The organism is Streptomyces lavendulae subsp. lavendulae (assembly GCF_002803845.1).
Lineage (GTDB): Bacteria > Actinomycetota > Actinomycetes > Streptomycetales > Streptomycetaceae > Streptomyces > Streptomyces lavendulae.
In genome coordinates this window covers 6,075,475-6,093,573 of record NZ_CP024985.1, presented here as the reverse complement: position 1 = coordinate 6,093,573, position 18,099 = coordinate 6,075,475, and the positions used below count along the sequence as shown (strand labels likewise).

The 18,099-nt window shown below is 73.4% G+C and carries 13 protein-coding genes; 7 read left to right on the top strand and 6 right to left on the bottom strand.

Annotation, left to right across the window (positions count from 1 at the left end):
- Window positions 1-4: 4 nt before the first annotated feature.
- Both SLAV_RS27135 and SLAV_RS27130 read left to right on the top strand, forming a co-directional pair.
- The gene (locus SLAV_RS27135; protein WP_030228206.1) at window positions 5-733 is read left to right on the top strand and encodes a VWA domain-containing protein; all 729 of its coding nucleotides are present in this window, start codon (window positions 5-7) and stop codon (window positions 731-733) included.
- A gap of 35 nt (window positions 734-768) precedes the next feature.
- Complete coding sequence (locus SLAV_RS27130) at window positions 769-1,278, top strand: pyridoxamine 5'-phosphate oxidase family protein (protein WP_030228203.1); 510 nt, start codon at window positions 769-771, stop codon at window positions 1,276-1,278.
- On the opposite strand, the gene SLAV_RS27125 is transcribed toward SLAV_RS27130, so the two are convergent.
- Both SLAV_RS27125 and SLAV_RS41840 read right to left on the bottom strand, forming a co-directional pair.
- Window positions 1,271-2,620 carry a DUF1906 domain-containing protein gene (locus SLAV_RS27125; protein WP_051840599.1) on the bottom strand — a complete coding sequence of 450 codons (1,350 nt, stop codon included), beginning with the start codon at window positions 2,618-2,620 and terminating at the stop codon, window positions 1,271-1,273. The two genes, SLAV_RS27130 and SLAV_RS27125, sit on opposite strands and share 8 nt — an antisense overlap.
- 268 nt (window positions 2,621-2,888) lie before the next feature.
- A complete protein-coding gene (locus SLAV_RS41840; RefSeq protein ID WP_158740599.1) occupies window positions 2,889-3,611 on the bottom strand; it encodes a hypothetical protein in 723 nt (240 codons plus the stop codon).
- A gap of 190 nt (window positions 3,612-3,801) precedes the next feature.
- On the opposite strand from SLAV_RS41840, the gene SLAV_RS43225 reads away from it, so the two are divergent.
- Window positions 3,802-6,732: an AAA family ATPase gene (locus tag SLAV_RS43225; RefSeq protein ID WP_394298613.1), complete on the top strand. Its 2,931-nt coding sequence runs from the start codon at window positions 3,802-3,804 to the stop codon at window positions 6,730-6,732.
- Window positions 6,733-6,738: 6 nt separating this feature from the next.
- Here SLAV_RS43225 and SLAV_RS27105 read toward each other — a convergent pair whose 3' ends face one another.
- Entirely contained in the window at window positions 6,739-7,179 is a 441-nt protein-coding gene (locus SLAV_RS27105; RefSeq protein WP_030228193.1) for a GNAT family N-acetyltransferase, read from the bottom strand.
- A gap of 95 nt (window positions 7,180-7,274) precedes the next feature.
- On the opposite strand from SLAV_RS27105, the gene SLAV_RS27100 reads away from it, so the two are divergent.
- The 3 genes from SLAV_RS27100 to SLAV_RS27090 all read left to right on the top strand — a co-directional run bounded on the left by SLAV_RS27100 (window position 7,275) and on the right by SLAV_RS27090 (window position 9,347).
- Window positions 7,275-7,697 (top strand): hypothetical protein, encoded by a 423-nt coding sequence (locus SLAV_RS27100; protein ID WP_051840597.1) that lies wholly within the window; start codon window positions 7,275-7,277, stop codon window positions 7,695-7,697.
- Window positions 7,698-8,028: 331 nt separating this feature from the next.
- The gene (locus SLAV_RS27095) at window positions 8,029-8,571 is read left to right on the top strand and encodes a GntR family transcriptional regulator (RefSeq protein ID WP_030228189.1); all 543 of its coding nucleotides are present in this window, start codon (window positions 8,029-8,031) and stop codon (window positions 8,569-8,571) included.
- The gene (locus SLAV_RS27090) at window positions 8,568-9,347 is read left to right on the top strand and encodes a GntR family transcriptional regulator (RefSeq protein WP_030228187.1); all 780 of its coding nucleotides are present in this window, start codon (window positions 8,568-8,570) and stop codon (window positions 9,345-9,347) included. Before SLAV_RS27095 ends, SLAV_RS27090 begins: the two co-directional genes overlap by 4 nt.
- A gap of 131 nt (window positions 9,348-9,478) precedes the next feature.
- Here SLAV_RS27090 and SLAV_RS27085 read toward each other — a convergent pair whose 3' ends face one another.
- The 3 genes from SLAV_RS27085 to SLAV_RS27075 form a co-directional block, all read right to left on the bottom strand.
- The gene (locus tag SLAV_RS27085) at window positions 9,479-10,939 is read right to left on the bottom strand and encodes a glutamate synthase subunit beta (protein WP_030228184.1); all 1,461 of its coding nucleotides are present in this window, start codon (window positions 10,937-10,939) and stop codon (window positions 9,479-9,481) included.
- Window positions 10,932-15,473: a glutamate synthase large subunit gene (gene gltB / locus SLAV_RS27080; RefSeq protein WP_030228181.1), complete on the bottom strand. Its 4,542-nt coding sequence runs from the start codon at window positions 15,471-15,473 to the stop codon at window positions 10,932-10,934. The genes SLAV_RS27085 and gltB overlap by 8 nt, the downstream gene beginning before the upstream one ends.
- A gap of 396 nt (window positions 15,474-15,869) precedes the next feature.
- The gene (locus SLAV_RS27075; protein WP_030228179.1) at window positions 15,870-16,601 is read right to left on the bottom strand and encodes a VIT1/CCC1 transporter family protein; all 732 of its coding nucleotides are present in this window, start codon (window positions 16,599-16,601) and stop codon (window positions 15,870-15,872) included.
- A 269-nt stretch (window positions 16,602-16,870) separates the two neighbouring features.
- On the opposite strand from SLAV_RS27075, the gene SLAV_RS27070 reads away from it, so the two are divergent.
- Complete coding sequence (locus SLAV_RS27070; RefSeq protein WP_037686774.1) at window positions 16,871-17,869, top strand: ADP-ribosylglycohydrolase family protein; 999 nt, start codon at window positions 16,871-16,873, stop codon at window positions 17,867-17,869.
- Window positions 17,870-18,099 lie beyond the last annotated feature (230 nt).

The following is an 18,099-nucleotide window of genomic DNA, read 5'->3' as shown; positions in this document are numbered from 1 at the left end:
GCCCATGACGGGCAGCGCCATGGACCTCCACGCGGTGGAAGCAGCCGCTCCGGCACTCGTGAGCCTCTACAAGAGCGCCGGAGTGTCGCTGCGCGCGCACGGACTGGACGGCGGCCGGGCCGCCGTCTACCTGGTGCTGGACTACTCCGGGTCGATGCGCCCCTACTACGCTGACGGCACCGTGCAGGCCCTCGCCGACCGGGTGCTGGGCCTGTCCGCGCACCTCGACGCCGACGGCCGGATCCCGGTCGTGTTCTTCTCCACCGAGGTGCACGCGGTGGAGGAGGTCCGCCTCGGCGGCCACGAGGGGCGGGTCACCGCCATCGCCTCCGGGCTCGGCCACATGGGGAAGACCTCGTACGACGCGGCCATGGACGCGGTCATCGACCACTACCTGGACTCGGGTACGCGGGAACCGGCACTGGTCGTCTTCCAGACCGACGGCGGCCCCCTCAGCAAGCCCGCCGCGGAGCGCTACCTGTGCAAGGCGGCCCGGCTGCCGCTGTTCTGGCAGTTCGTCGGCTTCGGGAACACCCGCAGCAGCCAGTTCGACTTCCTGCGCCGGCTGGACGAACTGCCCGTCCCGGCCGCGCGGGCGGTGGACAACGCCGGCTACTTCCATGCGGGCCCCGACCCGAGGACCGTACCGGACGCCGTGCTCTACGACCGCCTCCTCGGGGAGTTCCCGGCGTGGCTGCGGGCGGCCCGTGCGGCGGGGATCGTGCGCGCCTGAGCGGCGGGCGCCGGGGGCCGCGCTTTGATGGGGCTATGACGACGAACAACTGGGCAGCGTTCGAGAAGGCGGAACCCGAGTTCGCGGCGGCCGTGCGGGCCCGCTTCGCGCAGTACCCGCACCACGTCCTGGGCACCCTGCGCAAGGACGGCTCGCCCCGCCTGAGCGGGCTGAACGTCGACTTCCGCGGCGGGGAACTGTGGCTCGGCATGATGCCGGGCTCGCTCAAGGCCCTCGACCTCCAGCGCGATCCGCGGTTCGCCCTGCACACCAACCCGGGCGCGGGCGAGGACATGCCCGACGGGGACGTGCGGATCTCCGGGCGGGCGGTGGAGATCGTGGACCCGCCGGAACTGCACCGCTACGCCGAGGAGACGGAGTCCCCGCACCCCTTCCACCTCTTCCACGCCGACCTGACGGAGGTCGTGCGGACCGGGGTGCAGGGCGAGGAACTGGTGGTGCGGACGTGGACCCCGGCGCACGGGCTGCGCACCCTGCGCCGGGGCAACGACGACGAACCCGCCCGGGAGGACCCGCTCAGCTGAACGGCAGCCCCGCGAGCGGGCCGCCGAGCGGGCCGCGGACCGGACCGCCCGCCGGCAGACCTCCCCCGACCGGGCCGAGGGCGGCCGGATCCACGTCCACCCAGCTGCGGTCGATGTTGATCGTCACCCCGCCGTACGAGGCGTCGTGGTCCCCGCGGAACTGGTGGGCCCGGCGCGGCCCCGCCCACTGCGCGGTGCGCTCGGGCAGGCCCATGTCGGCGTCGGTGACGGAGGCCGCAAGGTTCCAGCGGGCCACCCACAGCACGTCCGGCATGGCCTGCGGGGCCTGCTGGTAGTGGTCGCTCAGCGCCTTGGCCCCGGAGCTGGCGGAGACGTACGCCGCCGCGCGGAAGCCCAGCTCGTGCAGGCGCACCGTCCAGGCGGTGAGGTAGGCCACGACCGGGGCGTCCCAGGTGGCCCGGTCGGTGTAGTTCTCCAGGTCGTTGTAGAGCACCGTGCCCGCGTCCAGGCCCAGCGAGCGGGCCGCGTCGGCGGCCCCGTCCGCGGCCTCCCGGCCCTGGTCGTTGGCCCGGGACGGGTCGGTGGACAGGCCGGTGCTGGAACTGTTCCAGGGCTGCGGGCCCACCCAGATCGGCATCAGGTGCCAGCCGGCCGCGGCCTGCTTGCGGACCCAGCCCGCCGTCAGCTGCGGCTGGGCGCAGGCGCGGGCCCGGCCGCCGATGTAGATGCCGACCGCGCCGAAGGGGGAGTCGGTCCGCCAGGCGTCCATCGCCCGCTGGGTCGGGGCGGTGCAGGCGTCGAAACCGGTGCCGGTGAAGGCCTGCTGGGTGGCGGGGGGCGGCGCCGCCGGGCCCGCGGCGGTGATGACCGGCGCGGTGGCGGGAGCCGGTGCGCCCCCGGCCGAGGCGGCCCGGGCCAGCAGGCCCCGTACGGCTGCCGGGTCCTCCCCGTAGGACAGGGTGGCCATCACCCCGCTCCCGCGCAGGGCGTAGCGCAGCTCGCGGCTGTCCGCGTCGGCGGGCGGCAGCGCGGTCCCGGCGTCGACGGGGAAGGTGGGGATGTCGGCGCGGGGCGGGGCGCCGTCGAGGGGCTCCAGGTGCAGGGTGTCGGCGCGGTGGGCGACGGCCCGGCCGGAGGCGCATTCGGCCTGGGTTCCGGCGTGCCCGAGGTAGAGCGCGGGGCGGTCCAGGCGCAGGCAGGCGTCGGGGTGGCGGTCGAGGTCGACGACGTGCCAGCCGGCGGGGAGGGTGAGGTGCAGCCCCTGGTAGTCGACGGTCCGCCCGCCGTCGGCGCCCGCGGCGGCGACGGCGGGCGACAGGGGGGCGACGGGCAGCAGCAGGGCGGCGCCGAGCAGGCACCGCAGCAGCGTTCGGGAGGGCATGGCGCCCACAGTTACCAGACCCCGGACCCCTCAACTGCGGCTCGGGGCGGGCCGGATGCTCCGTCCGGCCTACCGCGCCCGGCCGCCGCCCGGCCACCGCCGCCCCCGGACGGGCCGCACCGACTGACCCCCACGCAGCCGGTGCGGCCCCCTTCCCGGGGGCTCCCCCTCGCGCCGGGGGCCACCCCAACGAGTGGTCCCCCGCTCCCGCCTCCCCGGGCGCGGCACCCCCCGGCGGGTTCACGCCGGCGGGTTCACGCCGACGGGCTCAGGCCGCCGGGCAGTGGGTGGTCGAGGTCGGCGGGATGAACACGGCGTACACGACCCGGTCCCCCGAGACCTTCACCTCCGTCCCCGTGGACCCGTAGACCGAGTCCTCGAAGTTCAGCTGCCCCGGCAGGGCCTTCTCCTCCACCGGCTCCCCGAGGTGCAGGACGGTGATCGTCCCCTTGCACGCGCCCACGCCCGGGGGCCGGCTCCCCTCGACGACGCCGTTGTCCGGGCCGACCGTGAACTCCCGTTCCTCGATCGGCTCGTAGTGGTACGAGAGGCCGAAGTACCGGCCGGTCACCGGGTCCTTGCTCACCTCGTTCGTCATCACCACCCAGAACCGGGCCAGGGACACCTTCTGCGCCTCGCACGGCCGGTGCAGGTAGTCCGGGCTGAAGTGCACGCCGTAGGAGTCGGCGACCAGGCCGTGCTTCATTCCGTAGGTATCGCCCTCCAGTTCCCTGAGGTAGGTGGCCCGGGCGGCGTCGTCCATGTCGGCGGTCGCCTTGCAGGTGGGCGTGGGAGTCGGGGTCGGGGTCGGCGTGGGGCTCGGGGTCGGCGTGGGACTCGGGGACGGGGTCGCGGACGGGCTCGCCGTCCCCGTCCGCGTGGTCCCCGACGGGCCGGGCGCCGCGTCCGCCGACCGGCCGGAGCAGCCGACGGCGGCGGTGAGCAGGCAGGCGGCCAGGGCAGGCACGGCGAACCCTCGTGATCGGTGCATGGGGCATCCCCCCGGACGCGTGAGAACGGGTCGCTCCCGAGCGTGACAGGGCGGGGCCGCGCGCACATCCGTAGGACCACCTACGCACGTGCGTATCCGCGCCGCGCGCCGACTCGCTACGCTTCTTCTCCTCGCGGCCACAGGGGGGCTCATCGTGACCAGGACCGGGCCGGTGGGCCGGGAGGCCGAACTGCGGCTCCTCGACGAGGTCCTCGCCGGGCGGGGCACGGACGGCCCCCGCGTGGTGGACCTGACCGGCGCGGCGGGCATCGGCAAGAGCCGGCTGCTGACGGAGCTGTGCTTACGGGCCCGGTCGCGCGGCATGGGCGTCCTGCGCGGCCGGGCCACCGAGTACGAACGCCACACGCCCTACGGCCTGTTCACGGACGCCTTCGCCGACCTCGACCCGGACCTCCTCCGCCCCGGCACAGGCCCCGCCTCCACCCTCGCCACGGCGGCCTCCCCGGTACTCCGGGGCATCGGGGAGGGGGCCCTCGGGGGCGGGGCCGCCGGGGACGGGGACACCGGGCACGGCTCCGGGCACGGGCAGGGCCAGGGGGGCCGTCGTGACGGGTTCGGCGGGGGTGGGGCCGGGCCCCGGGAGGGCGGCGCCGGGCGGGCCGGCGGTGAGGCCGCCGCCCCGTACACCGACCGGTTCGCCGTGCACCGGGCCACCGCCCGCCTGCTCGCCGCCCTCAGCCGTACCGGATCCGGGCTGCTCATCGCCCTGGACGACCTCCACTGGGCGGATCCCGCCTCCCTGGAACTCCTCGACCACCTGGTCCGGCACCCCCCGCACGCCCCCGTCCTCATCGCCGTCGCCCGGCGCGACCGTCAGACCTCGGCCTCGCTCGCCGCCGCCCTGACCCGCGGGGTGGACACCGGCGCGGTGCTCCGCCTCGGCCTGGGCCCGCTGCCCGAGCGGGACTGCGTGGAACGGCTCGCCCCCGGGCTGCGGCCGGCGCGGGCCGCCCGGCTCTACGCGGCCAGCGGGGGCAACCCGCTGTACTTCCTGACCCTGCTCCAGCAGGACGGCACCGGAGCCCGCTCCCCGCTCGGCGGCCTCGGCTCGCTGCTGCTGGACGAACTGACCCCGCTGACCCCGGCGCAGCGCCGCACCGTCGAGGCCGTGGCCGTGCTCGGCGACCACGCCACCCCCGAGCTGCTGGCGGAACTCGCCCCCGGGCCCGCCGGGGAACTCGACGCCACCCTGCGCGCGCTGGCCCTGCGCGACCTGACCCGGCCCGGCCCCGCCGGGAGCTGGACCCTGCGCCACCCGGTGCTGCGCACGGTCGTCCACGAGAACGCCGACCACCGCAGCCGCATCCTCATGCACCGCACCGCCGCCGAGGCGCTCGCCCGCTCCGGGGCCCCGGCGCCCGTCCGGGCCCACCACGTGGAGCAGGCGCTCACCGGCTGGGACCCGGCGGGTGCCGCCGTACTGCTGGAGGCGGCCGCACTCGCCTCGGCCACGGCCCCCGCCAGCTCCGCGCACTGGCTCGCGGCCGTCCTGCGGGTGCTGCCGGAGGGGCCCCGGTACGCCGGGCAGCGGCTCGCGCTGATGCTGGACCGGGCCCGCGCCCTGAGCGTCTGCGGTGAACTGCAGGCCGGGCGGGACCTGCTGGCCGAAGTCATCGACACGGTGCCGCCGCACGACGACAGCGGGCTGCGCCCGGCCGCGGTCACCCTGTGCGCCTCGCTGGAGCGCCACCTCGGCCGGTACGCGCGGGCCGAGGCGCTGCTGCGCCGGGAACTGTCGCGCAGCCCCGCCCCGCCGCCTTCCGACCTGCTGGCCCTCGGCATCGAACTCGGTTCCTCCGCCCCGCACTCCACCCCGTACCCCACGGTCCGCGCCGACGTCCTGCGCACCCGGGAGCTGGCCCGGCGGCTGGGCGACGGGGCCGCCGAAGCGGACGCGCTGGCCCTGATGGCGCTCGGCGAGGCCTACGAGGGCGGGCTCGACGCCGCCGCCCGGTACGCCGACCGGGCCGACGCCCTGCTGGAGACCCTCTCCGACCGCGACCTGGCGCTGCGGGGCGAGTCCCGGGCACGGCTCAGCGCCGCCTCGTTCTACCTGGAGCGCTACGGGGAGGCCGAGCGGCACGCCGACCGGGGACTGGCGCTCGCCCGCCGGGTGGGCCCCCCGCACATCCTGTCCCACCTGCTCCAGTGCAAGGCCAACGTGCTGATGAGCACCTGCCGGCTGCACCCGGCGCTGGAGCTCGTCGAGGAGGCCGAGACCATCGCGCGCGGGATCGGCAGCCCGGACCTGCTGGCCCTCGCGCTCGCCAACAAGGCCCAGGTGCTGCTCGCCTCGCTGCCGCCGGGGAACCCGGAGTCGCTCGCCGTCGCCGAGGAGGCGGCGGCCGTAGCGGGCCCGCGCACCAGCTGGTGGGCCTCGCTGGCCTGGTGCGTACTCGGCTTCGCGGCCCTGTTCGCCGGGAAGCCCGAGCGGGCCCGTACGGCGATGCTCCGGGCGGCCCGCCCCGACCTGTCGGGACTCCAGCCGTCGATGCGCCCGCTGTTCCTGGAGGCCCTGGTCACGGCCACCGTCGCGGGCGGTGACCTCGGCTCCGCCGACGGCTGGGCCGCCCTGGCCACCGCGGACGCGCAGCGGCTCGGCCTGCCCACGCAGCGGGCCTCGGCCCTGCGCAGCACCGCGCAGCTCCTGGCGGCCCGGGGCCGGACCGCCGAGGCGGCCGAGGCGTACGCGCGCGCGGCAGGGGAGGCGGCCCGCTCGGGGGCCACCCTGTGGGAGGCCCAGTCCCTGCTGCTCGGTGCCTCCCTGGCGGCGGACGGGCCGGCGGAGGCGATGTGGCACCGGGGCCGCGGGCTGGCGGAGTCGGGCGGCGCCCACCTCCTGACGGGCTTCGCGGACCTGATCCGCCCGACGGCACCCGCCCCGTCCCCGCCCCCACCCCCGCTGCCCGGCCTCACTCCCCGGGAGCGGGAGATCTCCGCCCTGGTCGCCGAGGGCCTCACGACGGCGGCCATCGCGGCCCGCCTGCACCTGAGCCCCCGTACGGTGGACACCCACCTCTCCCACATCTACCGCAAGACCGGCGTCACCACCCGCTCCGCCCTGGCCGCCCTCACGGCCCGCGCGACCCCGGCTCCGTGACGCCCGCTACCGCACGGCGGCCCGCACCATACGCACGTCGACCTCGTCCTCGGCCTCCACGGTGAACCCGTAGCGCTCGTACAGCCGCCGTGCGGCGCTCCCCCGCAGCACGGTCAGCCGCACCGCCACCCGCTCGGCGTCGGCCCGCGCCAGCACCTCCTCCAGCACCCGGGTCCCGATCCCCCGCCCCTGGTGCGCGGCGGCCAGGTAGAAGTGCTCCAGCACCAGCCCGCCCTCCCCCGGCCGCGCCGTGAAGCTCCCCACCGCCTCCCCGTCGGCCTCTATGACCCGGGAGTGCTCACCACCGAAGGAGTCCCGCACCAACTGCCGCGCCCGGTGGTGCTCGTACCGCCCGAGCCGCTCCAGATCCCCCCGCATCACGGCCGCCTTCAACTCGGCGACCCACTCCACGTCCCCGCCCCGCACACCCCTCACCACAAGATCCATCCCGCCAGTATCACCAGCCCCACCCAAGGCCGTTTGTCAGTGCCGCCCCCTACCGTGAACACAGCGACTCACGATCACCATCTCCGGGGGGAACCATGAAGGACACACCCACCCGCAAGGCCGTAGCGCTCGCCGCGGCCGCCGCGGCGGTGGCCCTGACGGCAGGCACGGGCCAGGCGTCCGCGACGGAGGCACTCCTCCCCCACCCGGGCCCCGACGGCCTGATCTGGATCCCCGAGATCACCGGATCCAGCGGCTTCGTCTCGGGCGGCCTCAACTCCGGCCTGGACACCTTCACCACCTTCGCCTGCGAGGGCGGCGGCACCGTCGAGGTGTCGTTCCGCCTCGACAACCACCCGGACCGCGACCCGTCCCCCTTCACCCTGGCCTGCCCGACGGGCACCCCGGCCACCATCACCGTCCCCCTCGGCCCCGGCCTCTCGGGCGGCTTCGGCGCCACGGTAACGGCCTCCTCCCCGTCCATACGCTGGGGCGCCGTGGTGGTCCAGCCCGAGTGACCACCCCCCTGGCCGGCGCCCGCCCCTCCCCACGGGAACGGGCGGGCGCCCCAGGGGGCCCTTGGGTCCGGTGCGGCTCGACTCAGTCCCCCGTCAACTTGAATCCCACACAAGCGGACTTGCCCACCCGGTCGCCGCGAATCTCGAACTCGTCCGCGAGGGCTGCTGCCGGGACAAGGGCACGGCCCCACTGCCTTCACTCTGTGCTTCCTGGACCCACCGAACGTTATCGCTATTCGCGAATAGCAGTAAGGTTTGGCAGGATGGGTTCACTCCTTGGCGTCTCATACCGTGGGGGTCAACGGAGCACGCAGAACGTCCGGGAGGCAGCGTGAGCGGCAGTGAGTGGACCAGCGTGTCAATGCCGTACCTGACCCCACGCGCGTCCGGCGCCACCGATGCATGGACCGAAGAGGCCCGGGCCGCAGGCCGGCGGGGAAGCCAGCGCATCGTCCACGCCGGGGAGGTCCCGGCGCCACCTGCCGTCGCGGCTCTCCTCGGCATCGGATACGGGGACACCGTCGTCGTACGCCGCCGAATCATCGAACTCGACGGCGAACCGACCGAACTGACGGACACCTACTACCCCGCGGCCATCGCGTCGGGCACCCCCCTGTCCGCCACGGGAAAGATCCGCGGCGGCGCCGTGACCCTGCTCGCTGCCCTCGGGCACACCGGCGTACGGGTCGTCGAGAACGTGACGGCCAGGATGCCGGGCGACGAGGAACGCGATCACCTGCGCCTCGGACCTGGCGAACCGGTACTCCAGCTCTCCCGCACCACCTACGACGCGGAGGACCGGCCGATCCAGGCAGACGTGATGGTCATGCCCGCCAACCGCCAGCAGCTGCGCTACGAGATCAGGATCGGATGACCGTGCCCAACGCCGAGACCGAGGGGCTCGATCCGCGACCGCTCCACGCCCGCATCGCCGCCGACCTCCGCGACGAGATCATGAGCGGCAGTCTCGCACCGGGGGCGAAGCTCCCCTCGACCACGCAACTGAAGGCCCGCTTCGACGCGTCCAACGCCACGATCCAGAAAGCCGTTCAACTCCTGAAGGACGAAGGCCTGGCAGTCGGCCGTGCCGGAGCCGCGGTCACCGTACGGGAGAACCGGCAGCGAACCGTCCGGCCCGCGAGATCCCTCGCAGGGACGGAGGACGGAGGGGCGTACCCCTGGCTCGCCGAAGTCGCAGAGCGAGGGGCGGCCGCACGCAGCACGCTGCTCGCGGTCGAAACCGTGGTGGTCGCCGGCGATGTCGCGGAAGCGCTGGGGTGCCCGGAGGGCAGTCGGGCGGTATGCCGCCGACAGCTGATCAGCATCAACGATGAACCTGCGGAGCTGGTGAGCTCCTACTACCCGCCGGACATCGCCGACGGCACACCGCTGGCCGAACCGCGCAGGATCAGAGGGGGCACCCCGACGCTTCTCGCCGGACTGGGATTCCCTCCCCGCCGAAGCGTCGACCGGGTCTCCGCCACGGTCGCGACGCAGAAGCAGTACACATCGCTGCGGCTGCCGGGTGATCTTCCGGTCCTGCGCACCCTCCGCACGGTGTACGGGGACGGAGGCCGCCCCGTGGAGGTCACCGTCATGGTGAAGGCCGGACACCTCTACGAGCTCCGGTACGAGTTCACCCCCGAGTAGCCGCCCCCGAACGCCACCGCGCCCGCCATCCCTGGTCGGGGACATGGCGGGCGCGGTGTCAGAATTCCGCACGTCGTTGTACGGACCGTATGAGGGGTCCCGTCCCGGAAGGGCGGGGGTGTGGCGGGGGGTCAGACCGTCAGGGAGCGGTCCGTCGGCTTGACCGGGTACGGGAGGGCGCTGCTGCCGGTCAGGAAGCGGTCCACGCCGCGGGCGGCCGAGCGGCCCTCCGCGATGGCCCAGACGATCAGCGACTGGCCGCGGCCCGCGTCACCGGCGACGAAGACGCCGTCGACGTTGGTCGCGTAGGCGGCGTCGCGGTCGATGTTGCCGCGCGCGTCCAGCTCCAGCCCGAACTGCTCGACCAGGCCGTTCGCCTGGTCGGTGCCCGTGAAGCCCATCGCCAGGGTGACCAGCTGCGCGGGGAGGACGCGCTCGGTGCCCGGCTTCTGGACGAGCTTGCCGTCCTCGAAGGCGACCTCGACCAGGTGGAGGGACTGGACGTTGCCGTCCTCGTCGCCCTCGAAGTGGGTGGTGGAGACGGAGTAGACCCGCTCGCCGCCCTCCTCGTGCGCCGAGGTGACCTTGTACAGCATGGGGAACGTCGGCCAGGGCTGGTTGGCGTTACGGTCCTCGCCCGGCTTCGGCATGATCTCCAGCTGGGTGACCGAGGCCGCGCCCTGGCGGTGGGCGGTGCCGACGCAGTCCGCGCCGGTGTCGCCGCCGCCGATGACGACCACGTGCTTGCCCTCGGCGGTGATCGGCGGGGCCAGGAAGTCGCCCTCCTGGACCTTGTTCGCGAGGGGGAGGTACTCCATCGCGAGGTGGATGCCGTTCAGTTCCCGGCCCGGGACCGGCAGGTCGCGGGAGACGGTGGCGCCCGCCGCGATCACGACCGCGTCGAACCGCTTGCGCAGGTCGGTGGCGGTGATGTCGCGGCCGACCTCGATGCCCGTGCGGAACTTGGTGCCCTCCGCGCGCATCTGCTCGATGCGGCGGTTGATGTGCACCTTCTCCATCTTGAACTCGGGGATGCCGTAGCGCAGCAGCCCGCCGATGCGGTCGGCGCGCTCGTACACCACCACGGTGTGGCCGGCCCGGGTCAGCTGCTGGGCGGCGGCCAGACCGGCGGGGCCGGAGCCGATGACGGCGGCCGTCTTGCCGGACAGGCGCTCGGGCGCCTGCGGGGTGACGTCGCCGTTGTCCCAGGCCTTGTCGATGATCGAGACTTCGACGTTCTTGATGGTGACGGCCGGCTGGTTGATGCCGAGCACGCACGCGGACTCACAGGGAGCCGGGCACAGGCGGCCCGTGAACTCCGGGAAGTTGTTCGTCGCGTGCAGCCGCTCCGACGCCGCCGCCCAGTCCTCGCGGTACGCGTAGTCGTTCCACTCGGGGATCAGGTTCCCGAGCGGGCAGCCGTTGTGGCAGAACGGGATGCCGCAGTCCATGCAGCGTCCGGCCTGCTTGCTGATGATCGGGAGCAGCGAGCCCGGGACGTAGACCTCGTTCCAGTCCTTCAGCCGGTCGGCGACGGGACGGGAACAGGCGGTCTCGCGGGGGGTGGTGAGGAAGCCCTTCGGGTCAGCCATGGGTCGCCGCCTCCATCATCTTCTCCGTGGTCTCGGACTCCGAGAGTCCGGCCAGCTCGGCGGCGTCCTTGGCGGCGAGCACTGCCTTGTACGTGGTGGGGATGATCTTGCTGAAGCGGTCCACCGCGGCGTCCCAGTCAGCCAGGAGCTTCGCGGCCACGGTCGAGCCGGTCTCCTCCTCGTGGCGGCGCACCACATCGTGCAGCCACTGCTTGTCGGCCTCGGAGAGGTCGGTCTCGACCGCCTCCGTGTTGCCGACGTTGACGTTGTTCCGGTCGAGGTCGATGACGTACGCGACGCCGCCCGACATGCCCGCCGCGAAGTTGCGGCCGGTCTCGCCCAGGACGACGGCCCGGCCGCCGGTCATGTACTCGCAGCCGTGGTCGCCCACGCCCTCCGAGACGACCAGGGCGCCGGAGTTGCGGACGCAGAAGCGTTCGCCGGTGCGGCCGCGCAGGAACATCTCGCCGCCGGTGGCCCCGTAGCCGATGGTGTTGCCGGCGATGGTGGAGTACTCGGCGAGGTGGTCGGCGCCGCGGTCCGGGCGGACCACGATCCGGCCGCCGGAGAGGCCCTTGCCGACGTAGTCGTTGGCGTCGCCCTCCAGGCGGAGGGTGATGCCCTTCGGCAGGAAGGCGCCGAAGGACTGGCCGGCGCTGCCGGTGAAGGTGAGGTCGATGGTGTTGTCGGGCAGGCCCGCACCGCCGAACTTCTTCGTGACCTCGTGGCCGAGCATGGTGCCGACGGTCCGGTTGATGTTGCGGATCGCGACCTGGGCGCGGACCGGCTGGGCCGCCTCCGCGGTCTCGGCGTTCAGCGCGTCGGCCGCGAGCTTGATCAGCTCGTTGTCGAGGGCCTTCTCCAGACCGTGGTCCTGCTCGATCAGGGCGTGGCGGACCGCGCCCTCGGGCAGCTCCGGCACGTAGAAGAGGGGTTCGAGGTCGAGCCCCTGCGCCTTCCAGTGCGTGACGGCCTTGCTGGTGTCGAGGAACTCGGCGTGGCCGACGGCCTCCTCGATCGTGCGGAAGCCCAGCTCGGCGAGGATCTCGCGCACCTCCTCCGCGATGAACTCGAAGAAGTTGACGACGAACTCGGGCTTGCCGGAGAAGCGCTCGCGCAGGACCGGGTTCTGGGTGGCGATGCCGACCGGGCAGGTGTCCAGGTGGCAGACGCGCATCATGACGCAGCCGGAGACGACGAGCGGCGCGGTCGCGAAACCGAACTCCTCGGCGCCGAGCAGCGCGGCGATGACCACGTCGCGGCCGGTCTTGAGCTGGCCGTCCGTCTGGACCACGATGCGGTCGCGCAGCCCGTTGAGCAGCAGGGTCTGCTGGGTCTCGGCGAGGCCGAGCTCCCAGGGGCCGCCCGCGTGCTTGAGCGAGGTGAGCGGGGAGGCGCCCGTTCCGCCGTCGTGGCCGGAGATGAGGACGACGTCCGCGTGGGCCTTGGAGACACCGGCGGCCACGGTCCCGACGCCGACCTCGGACACGAGCTTCACGTGGATGCGCGCGGCCGGGTTGGCGTTCTTGAGGTCGTGGATCAGCTGGGCCAGGTCCTCGATGGAGTAGATGTCGTGGTGCGGCGGCGGGGAGATGAGTCCCACGCCCGGCGTCGAGTGACGCGTCTTGGCGACCCACGGGTAGACCTTGTGGCCGGGCAGCTGGCCGCCCTCGCCGGGCTTGGCGCCCTGCGCCATCTTGATCTGGATGTCGTCCGCGTTGACCAGGTACTCGGAGGTGACGCCGAAGCGGCCGGAGGCGACCTGCTTGATCGACGAACGCCGGGCCGGGTCGTACAGGCGGTCCGGGTCCTCGCCGCCCTCACCGGTGTTGGACTTGGCGCCCAGCTGGTTCATGGCGATGGCGAGGGTCTCGTGCGCCTCCTTGGAGATGGAGCCGTACGACATGGCGCCGGTGGAGAAGCGCTTGACGATCTCGGAGACCGGCTCGACCTCGTCGAGGGGGACCGAGGGGCGGTCCGAGGCGAAGCCGAACAGGCCGCGCAGCGTCATCAGGCGCTCGGACTGCTCGTTCACCCGGTCGGTGTACTGCCGGAAGATGTCGTACCGGCGGTTGCGGGTGGCGTGCTGGAGGCGGAAGACCGTCTCCGGGTCGAACAGGTGCGGCTCGCCCTCGCGGCGCCACTGGTACTCGCCGCCGATCTCCAGCGCGCGGTGCGTGGCGGCGATGCCGGAGACCGGGTACGCCTTGGCGTGCCGGGCGGCGACCTCCTTGGCGACGACGTCCAGGCCGGCGCCGCCGATCTTGGTGGCGGTGCCGCTGAAGTACGTGCCGACGAACTCCTCGTCGAGGCCGACGGCCTCGAACACCTGGGCGCCGCGGTAGGAGGCGACCGTGGAGATGCCCATCTTGGACATGACCTTCAGGACGCCCTTGCCGAGGGCGTAGATCAGGTTCTTGATGGCCTGCTCCGGCTCCAGGCCGGACAGGAAGGTGCCCGCGCGCAGCAGGTCCTCGACGGACTCCATCGCCAGGTACGGGTTGACCGCGGCCGCGCCGTAGCCGATGAGCAGCGCGACGTGGTGGACCTCGCGGACGTCACCGGCCTCGACCAGCAGACCCACCTGGGTGCGCTGCTTGGTGGCGATGAGGTGGTGGTGCACCGCGGAGGTGAGGAGCAGCGACGGGATCGGCGCGTGCTCGGCGTCCGAGTGGCGGTCCGACAGGACGATCAGGCGGGCGCCGGCCTCGATGGCCGCGTCGGCCTCGGCACGGATCTCCTCGATCCGCGCGGCGAGCGCCTGGCCGCCGCCCGAGACCCGGTACAGGCCCGAGAGGGTGGCCGCCTTCATGCCCGGCATGTCGCCGTCGGCGTTGACGTGTATGAGCTTGGCCAGCTCGTCGTTGTCGATCACCGGGAAGGGCAGGGTGACGCTGCGACAGGACGCGGCGGTCGGCTCCAGCAGGTTGCCCTGGGGGCCCAGCGAGGACAGCAGCGAGGTGACGAGCTCCTCGCGGATGGCGTCCAGCGGCGGGTTGGTGACCTGCGCGAAGAGCTGGGCGAAGTAGTCGAAGAGCAGCCGGGGGCGCTCGGACAGGGCCGCGATCGGCGAGTCCGTGCCCATGGAGCCGAGCGGCTCGCCGCCCGTGCGGGCCATGGGCGCGAGGATGACGCGCAGCTCTTCCTCGGTGTAGCCGAAGGTCTGCTGGCGGCGGGTGACCGAGGCGTGGGTGTGGACGATGTGCTCGCGCTCGGGCAGGTCCGTCAGCTCGATCTCGCCGGTCTCCAGCCATTCGGCGTACGGGGCGGCGGCGGCCAGCTCGTTCTTGATCTCGTCGTCCTCGATGATCCGCTTCTGGGCGGTGTCGACGAGGAACATCTTGCCGGGCTGCAGGCGGCCCTTGCGGACGACCTTGGCCGGGTCGATGTCGAGGACGCCGACCTCGGAGCCGAGGACGACGAGGCCGTCGTCGGTGACCCAGTAGCGGCCGGGGCGCAGACCGTTGCGGTCGAGGACCGCGCCGACCTGGGTGCCGTCGGTGAAGGTGACGCAGGCCGGGCCGTCCCAGGGCTCCATCATCGTGGAGTGGTACTGGTAGAACGCGCGGCGGGCCGGGTCCATGGAGGTGTGGTTCTCCCACGCCTCCGGGATCATCATCAGCACGCTGTGCGGCAGCGACCGGCCGCCGAGGTGGAGCAGCTCCAGGACCTCGTCGAAGGAGGCCGAGTCGGAGGCGTCCGGGGTGCAGATGGGGAAGATGCGGTCCAGGGCGCCGTCGCCGAAGGCGCCGGAGGCCAGCTGGGACTCGCGGGCCTTCATCCAGTTCCGGTTGCCCTTGACCGTGTTGATCTCGCCGTTGTGCGCGACGAAGCGGTACGGGTGGGCGAGCGGCCAGGACGGGAAGGTGTTCGTCGAGAACCGGGAGTGGACCAGGGCGAGCGTCGACGCGAAGCGGCGGTCGGAGAGGTCCGGGAAGAAGGGCTCCAGCTGGCCGGTGGTCAGCATGCCCTTGTAGACGATGGTCCGGGCGGAGAGCGACGGGAAGTAGACCCCGGCCTCGCGCTCGGCGCGCTTGCGCAGCACGAAGGCCTTGCGGTCCAGCTCGATGCCGGTGCTGCCGTTGCTGACGAAGAGCTGCGAGAAGGCGGGCATGGTGGCGCGGGCGCCGTTGCCGAGCAGGTCGGGGGTGACCGGGACCTCGCGCCAGCCGAGGACCGTGAGGTTCTCCTCGGCGGCGATGGCCTCGATCCGCTCCACGGCGACGGCCTGTGCGGTGCCGTCGGCGGGGAGGAAGGCGATGCCGACGGCGTACGCGCCGGCCTCGGGGAGCTCGAAGCCCGCGACCTCGCGCAGGAACGCGTCCGGCACCTGGGACAGGATCCCGGCGCCGTCGCCCGAGTCCGGTTCGGATCCGGTGGCGCCCCGGTGCTCCAGGTTCCGCAGTACGGTCAGCGCCTGCTCGACGAGGGTGTGGGTCGCCTCGCCGGTGAGGTTCGCCACGAATCCGACGCCACAGGCGTCCTTCTCGTTGCGCGGGTCGTACATGCCCTGCTGGGCGGGGCGACCGTCCATGGGCGACCAGGCGGTGGTGCTGGGGCCGGTCGCGGAGTGCGTGGATGCGGAACGCATCGGCTCTCCCGTCGTCGTCGTGGCATATGTGCATAGCCGAGGGACGACGTTGGCCCTCTGCGAAATTTCGTGCAGGTTACATGATGACGGCAATCCCGAGAAGCGGATATGGCGTTCCAGCATGCGGACTCGGCACGAGGCGGGAAAGAAGGACCTTCGCTGGGCTGCGGGGGCTCCCACAAGGACTTCTGCGGCCGCAGCACGGGGCGGAGGTCCCGGCGCGATGCGGGCATCGTTGCCCGGGCGCCCTGGTCTGATGCCCCGCGGTCACAGAATCGAAACCACCGGGTAACGGACTACTTATGTTGCGTACTGCATAGTGTCTCACTCTCGCGGCGGTTAGCCTACGACGCCACCGATCCAGGTTCCCAGGATGTACGTCACACCGGCGGCCGCACCACCCAGGAGCAGCTGACGTGCGCCGCTGTACCACCAGGACCGGGCGGTGACCCGGGCGACGACCGCGCCGCAGGCGAAGAGTCCGGCGAGCGCGAGCAGCACGGCCGGCCACAGGGCGGTCGCCCCGAGCAGGTACGGCAGCAGGGGCAGCAGCGCGCCCAGTGCGAAGGACCCGAAGGACGAGACGGCGGCGACGAGCGGCGAGGGCAGGTCGTCCGGGTCTATCCCGAGCTCCTCGCGGGCGTGGATCTCCAGCGCCTGCTCCGGGTCGCGGGAGAGCTGCATGGCGACCTCGCGGGCGAGGGCGGGCTCGACGCCGCGCGAGACGTAGAGCTCGGCGAGCTCCTCCATCTCGTCGACGGGGTGCTTGCGCAGCTGCTGGCGTTCCACGTCCAGCTCGGCGAGGACCAGCTCGCGCTGCGAGGCGACGGAGGTGTACTCCCCGGCCGCCATCGAGAAGGCGCCGGCCGCGAGGCCCGCCAGACCGGTGATCACGATGGTCTGCGTGGCGACGGCGCCGCCGGCCACGCCGGTCATCAGCGCGAGGTTGGAGACGAGGCCGTCCATGGCGCCGAACACGGCGGGCCGCAGCCATCCGCCGTTGACGTCCCGGTGGGTGTGGTTGTCGCGGTGGGCGGTGTGCAGCGGTGCTTCGATGTCGATGATGGACATGCGACGAATCTCCCCTTTTCGTACGAGTGGGTACGCGAAGGCAACGCGCAGCCGTGCCCACCATCCGGGCACCCCCTGAACACCTCGAAACTACGCACGATTTCTGCCGCCCGCCAGCAAGGAAGGCCGTACTTACCTGGGGTTTCGCGGGTCGGCGACCGGGTGACGGCGAGGTTCCCGGGGTGTTTCGCGGCGAGCGACAAACCTCATGCCGTGGCACAAATCCCCCAAGGGCTCATCATGAGTCCCATCAAGTGGAGAGGCGCGCCATGGAGCTGATCGCATCCCTTCCGCAGGCCCATCCGCAGGTCGTCCTCGAAAGGGCCAGGGGCGCTCTTCTCGGCCTCGCGGTGGGCGATGCGCTGGGCGCTCCCGCGGAGAACATGAAGCCGTCGGAGATCCGGGCGAAGTGGGGCCGGATCGAGGGCTTCGTCTCGGACGACCCGGCGGGCACGGACGACACGGAGTACGCCATCTTCTCGGGCCTGCTGCTGGCCCGGCACGGCTCGGCGCTCACCGTCGCCCACGTCGAACGGGCCTGGCACCACTGGATCGCGGACCTGGACGAGGGCCCCTTCCGCGGGGCCGGCTTCTCGGAGCGCGGCACCCTGGAGAACCTCCGGCGGGGCCTGGCCGCGCCCATCTCGGCGCAGCACCGCCACGCCTGGAGCGACGGCCTCGCCATGCGGGCGGCCCCGTTCGGGGTGTTCGCGGCGGGCCGGCCGGCGGAGGCCGCCCGGCTCGTCGCCATCGACGGCTCGGTGAGCCACGACGGCGAGGGCATCTACGGGGGCCAGGCCGTGGCCGCCGGGGTCGCGGCGGCGATGGCGGGCGGCTCCCCCGCCTCCGTGGTCTCGGCGGCCCTGTCGGTCATCCCGTCCGACTCCTGGACCGCCCGCTCCCTGCGGCGCGCCGTCACCGCCGCGCCGCGGGGGGAGCGGGCGGTGCGGTCGGCGGTGGTCATCGGGGGCTACCCGTGGACGGACCTCGCGCCGGAGGCGGTGGGCCTGGCGTTCGGGGCGTTCGCCGCGTGCGGGGGCGACTTCGCCGCCTCCGTCCTGACCGCCGTCAACATGGGCCGGGACGCCGACACCACCGCGGCCGTGGCGGGCTCCCTGGCCGGGGCCCTGTCCGGCGCCGCCGCGATCCCCGCCGCCTGGGCCTCGGCCATCGGCCCGGTCCGGGGCAGCTGCCTCCCCTCGATGCGGGGCTACCACGTCCTGGACATCGCGGACCTCCTCACCCCGGAAACCGAGCCCCCCCGATGACCCCACCCCTGCGCCCGAACACGGGCGCGACCTCCGCCACGCCCCCGGCTCCGGCTCCGACCCCGGCTCCGACCCCGGCTCCGACCCCGGACACGGGCACGGCTCCGGCCCCGGCCCCGGCTTCTGGCCTGGGCGTGGGCGGCGCTGCGACCCCGAAGCCGAGCCCAGCCACGGCTGTGGCTCCGGGCGCGGCCCCGGATCCGGCTCCGGGCCCGGGCGCGGGCGCGACC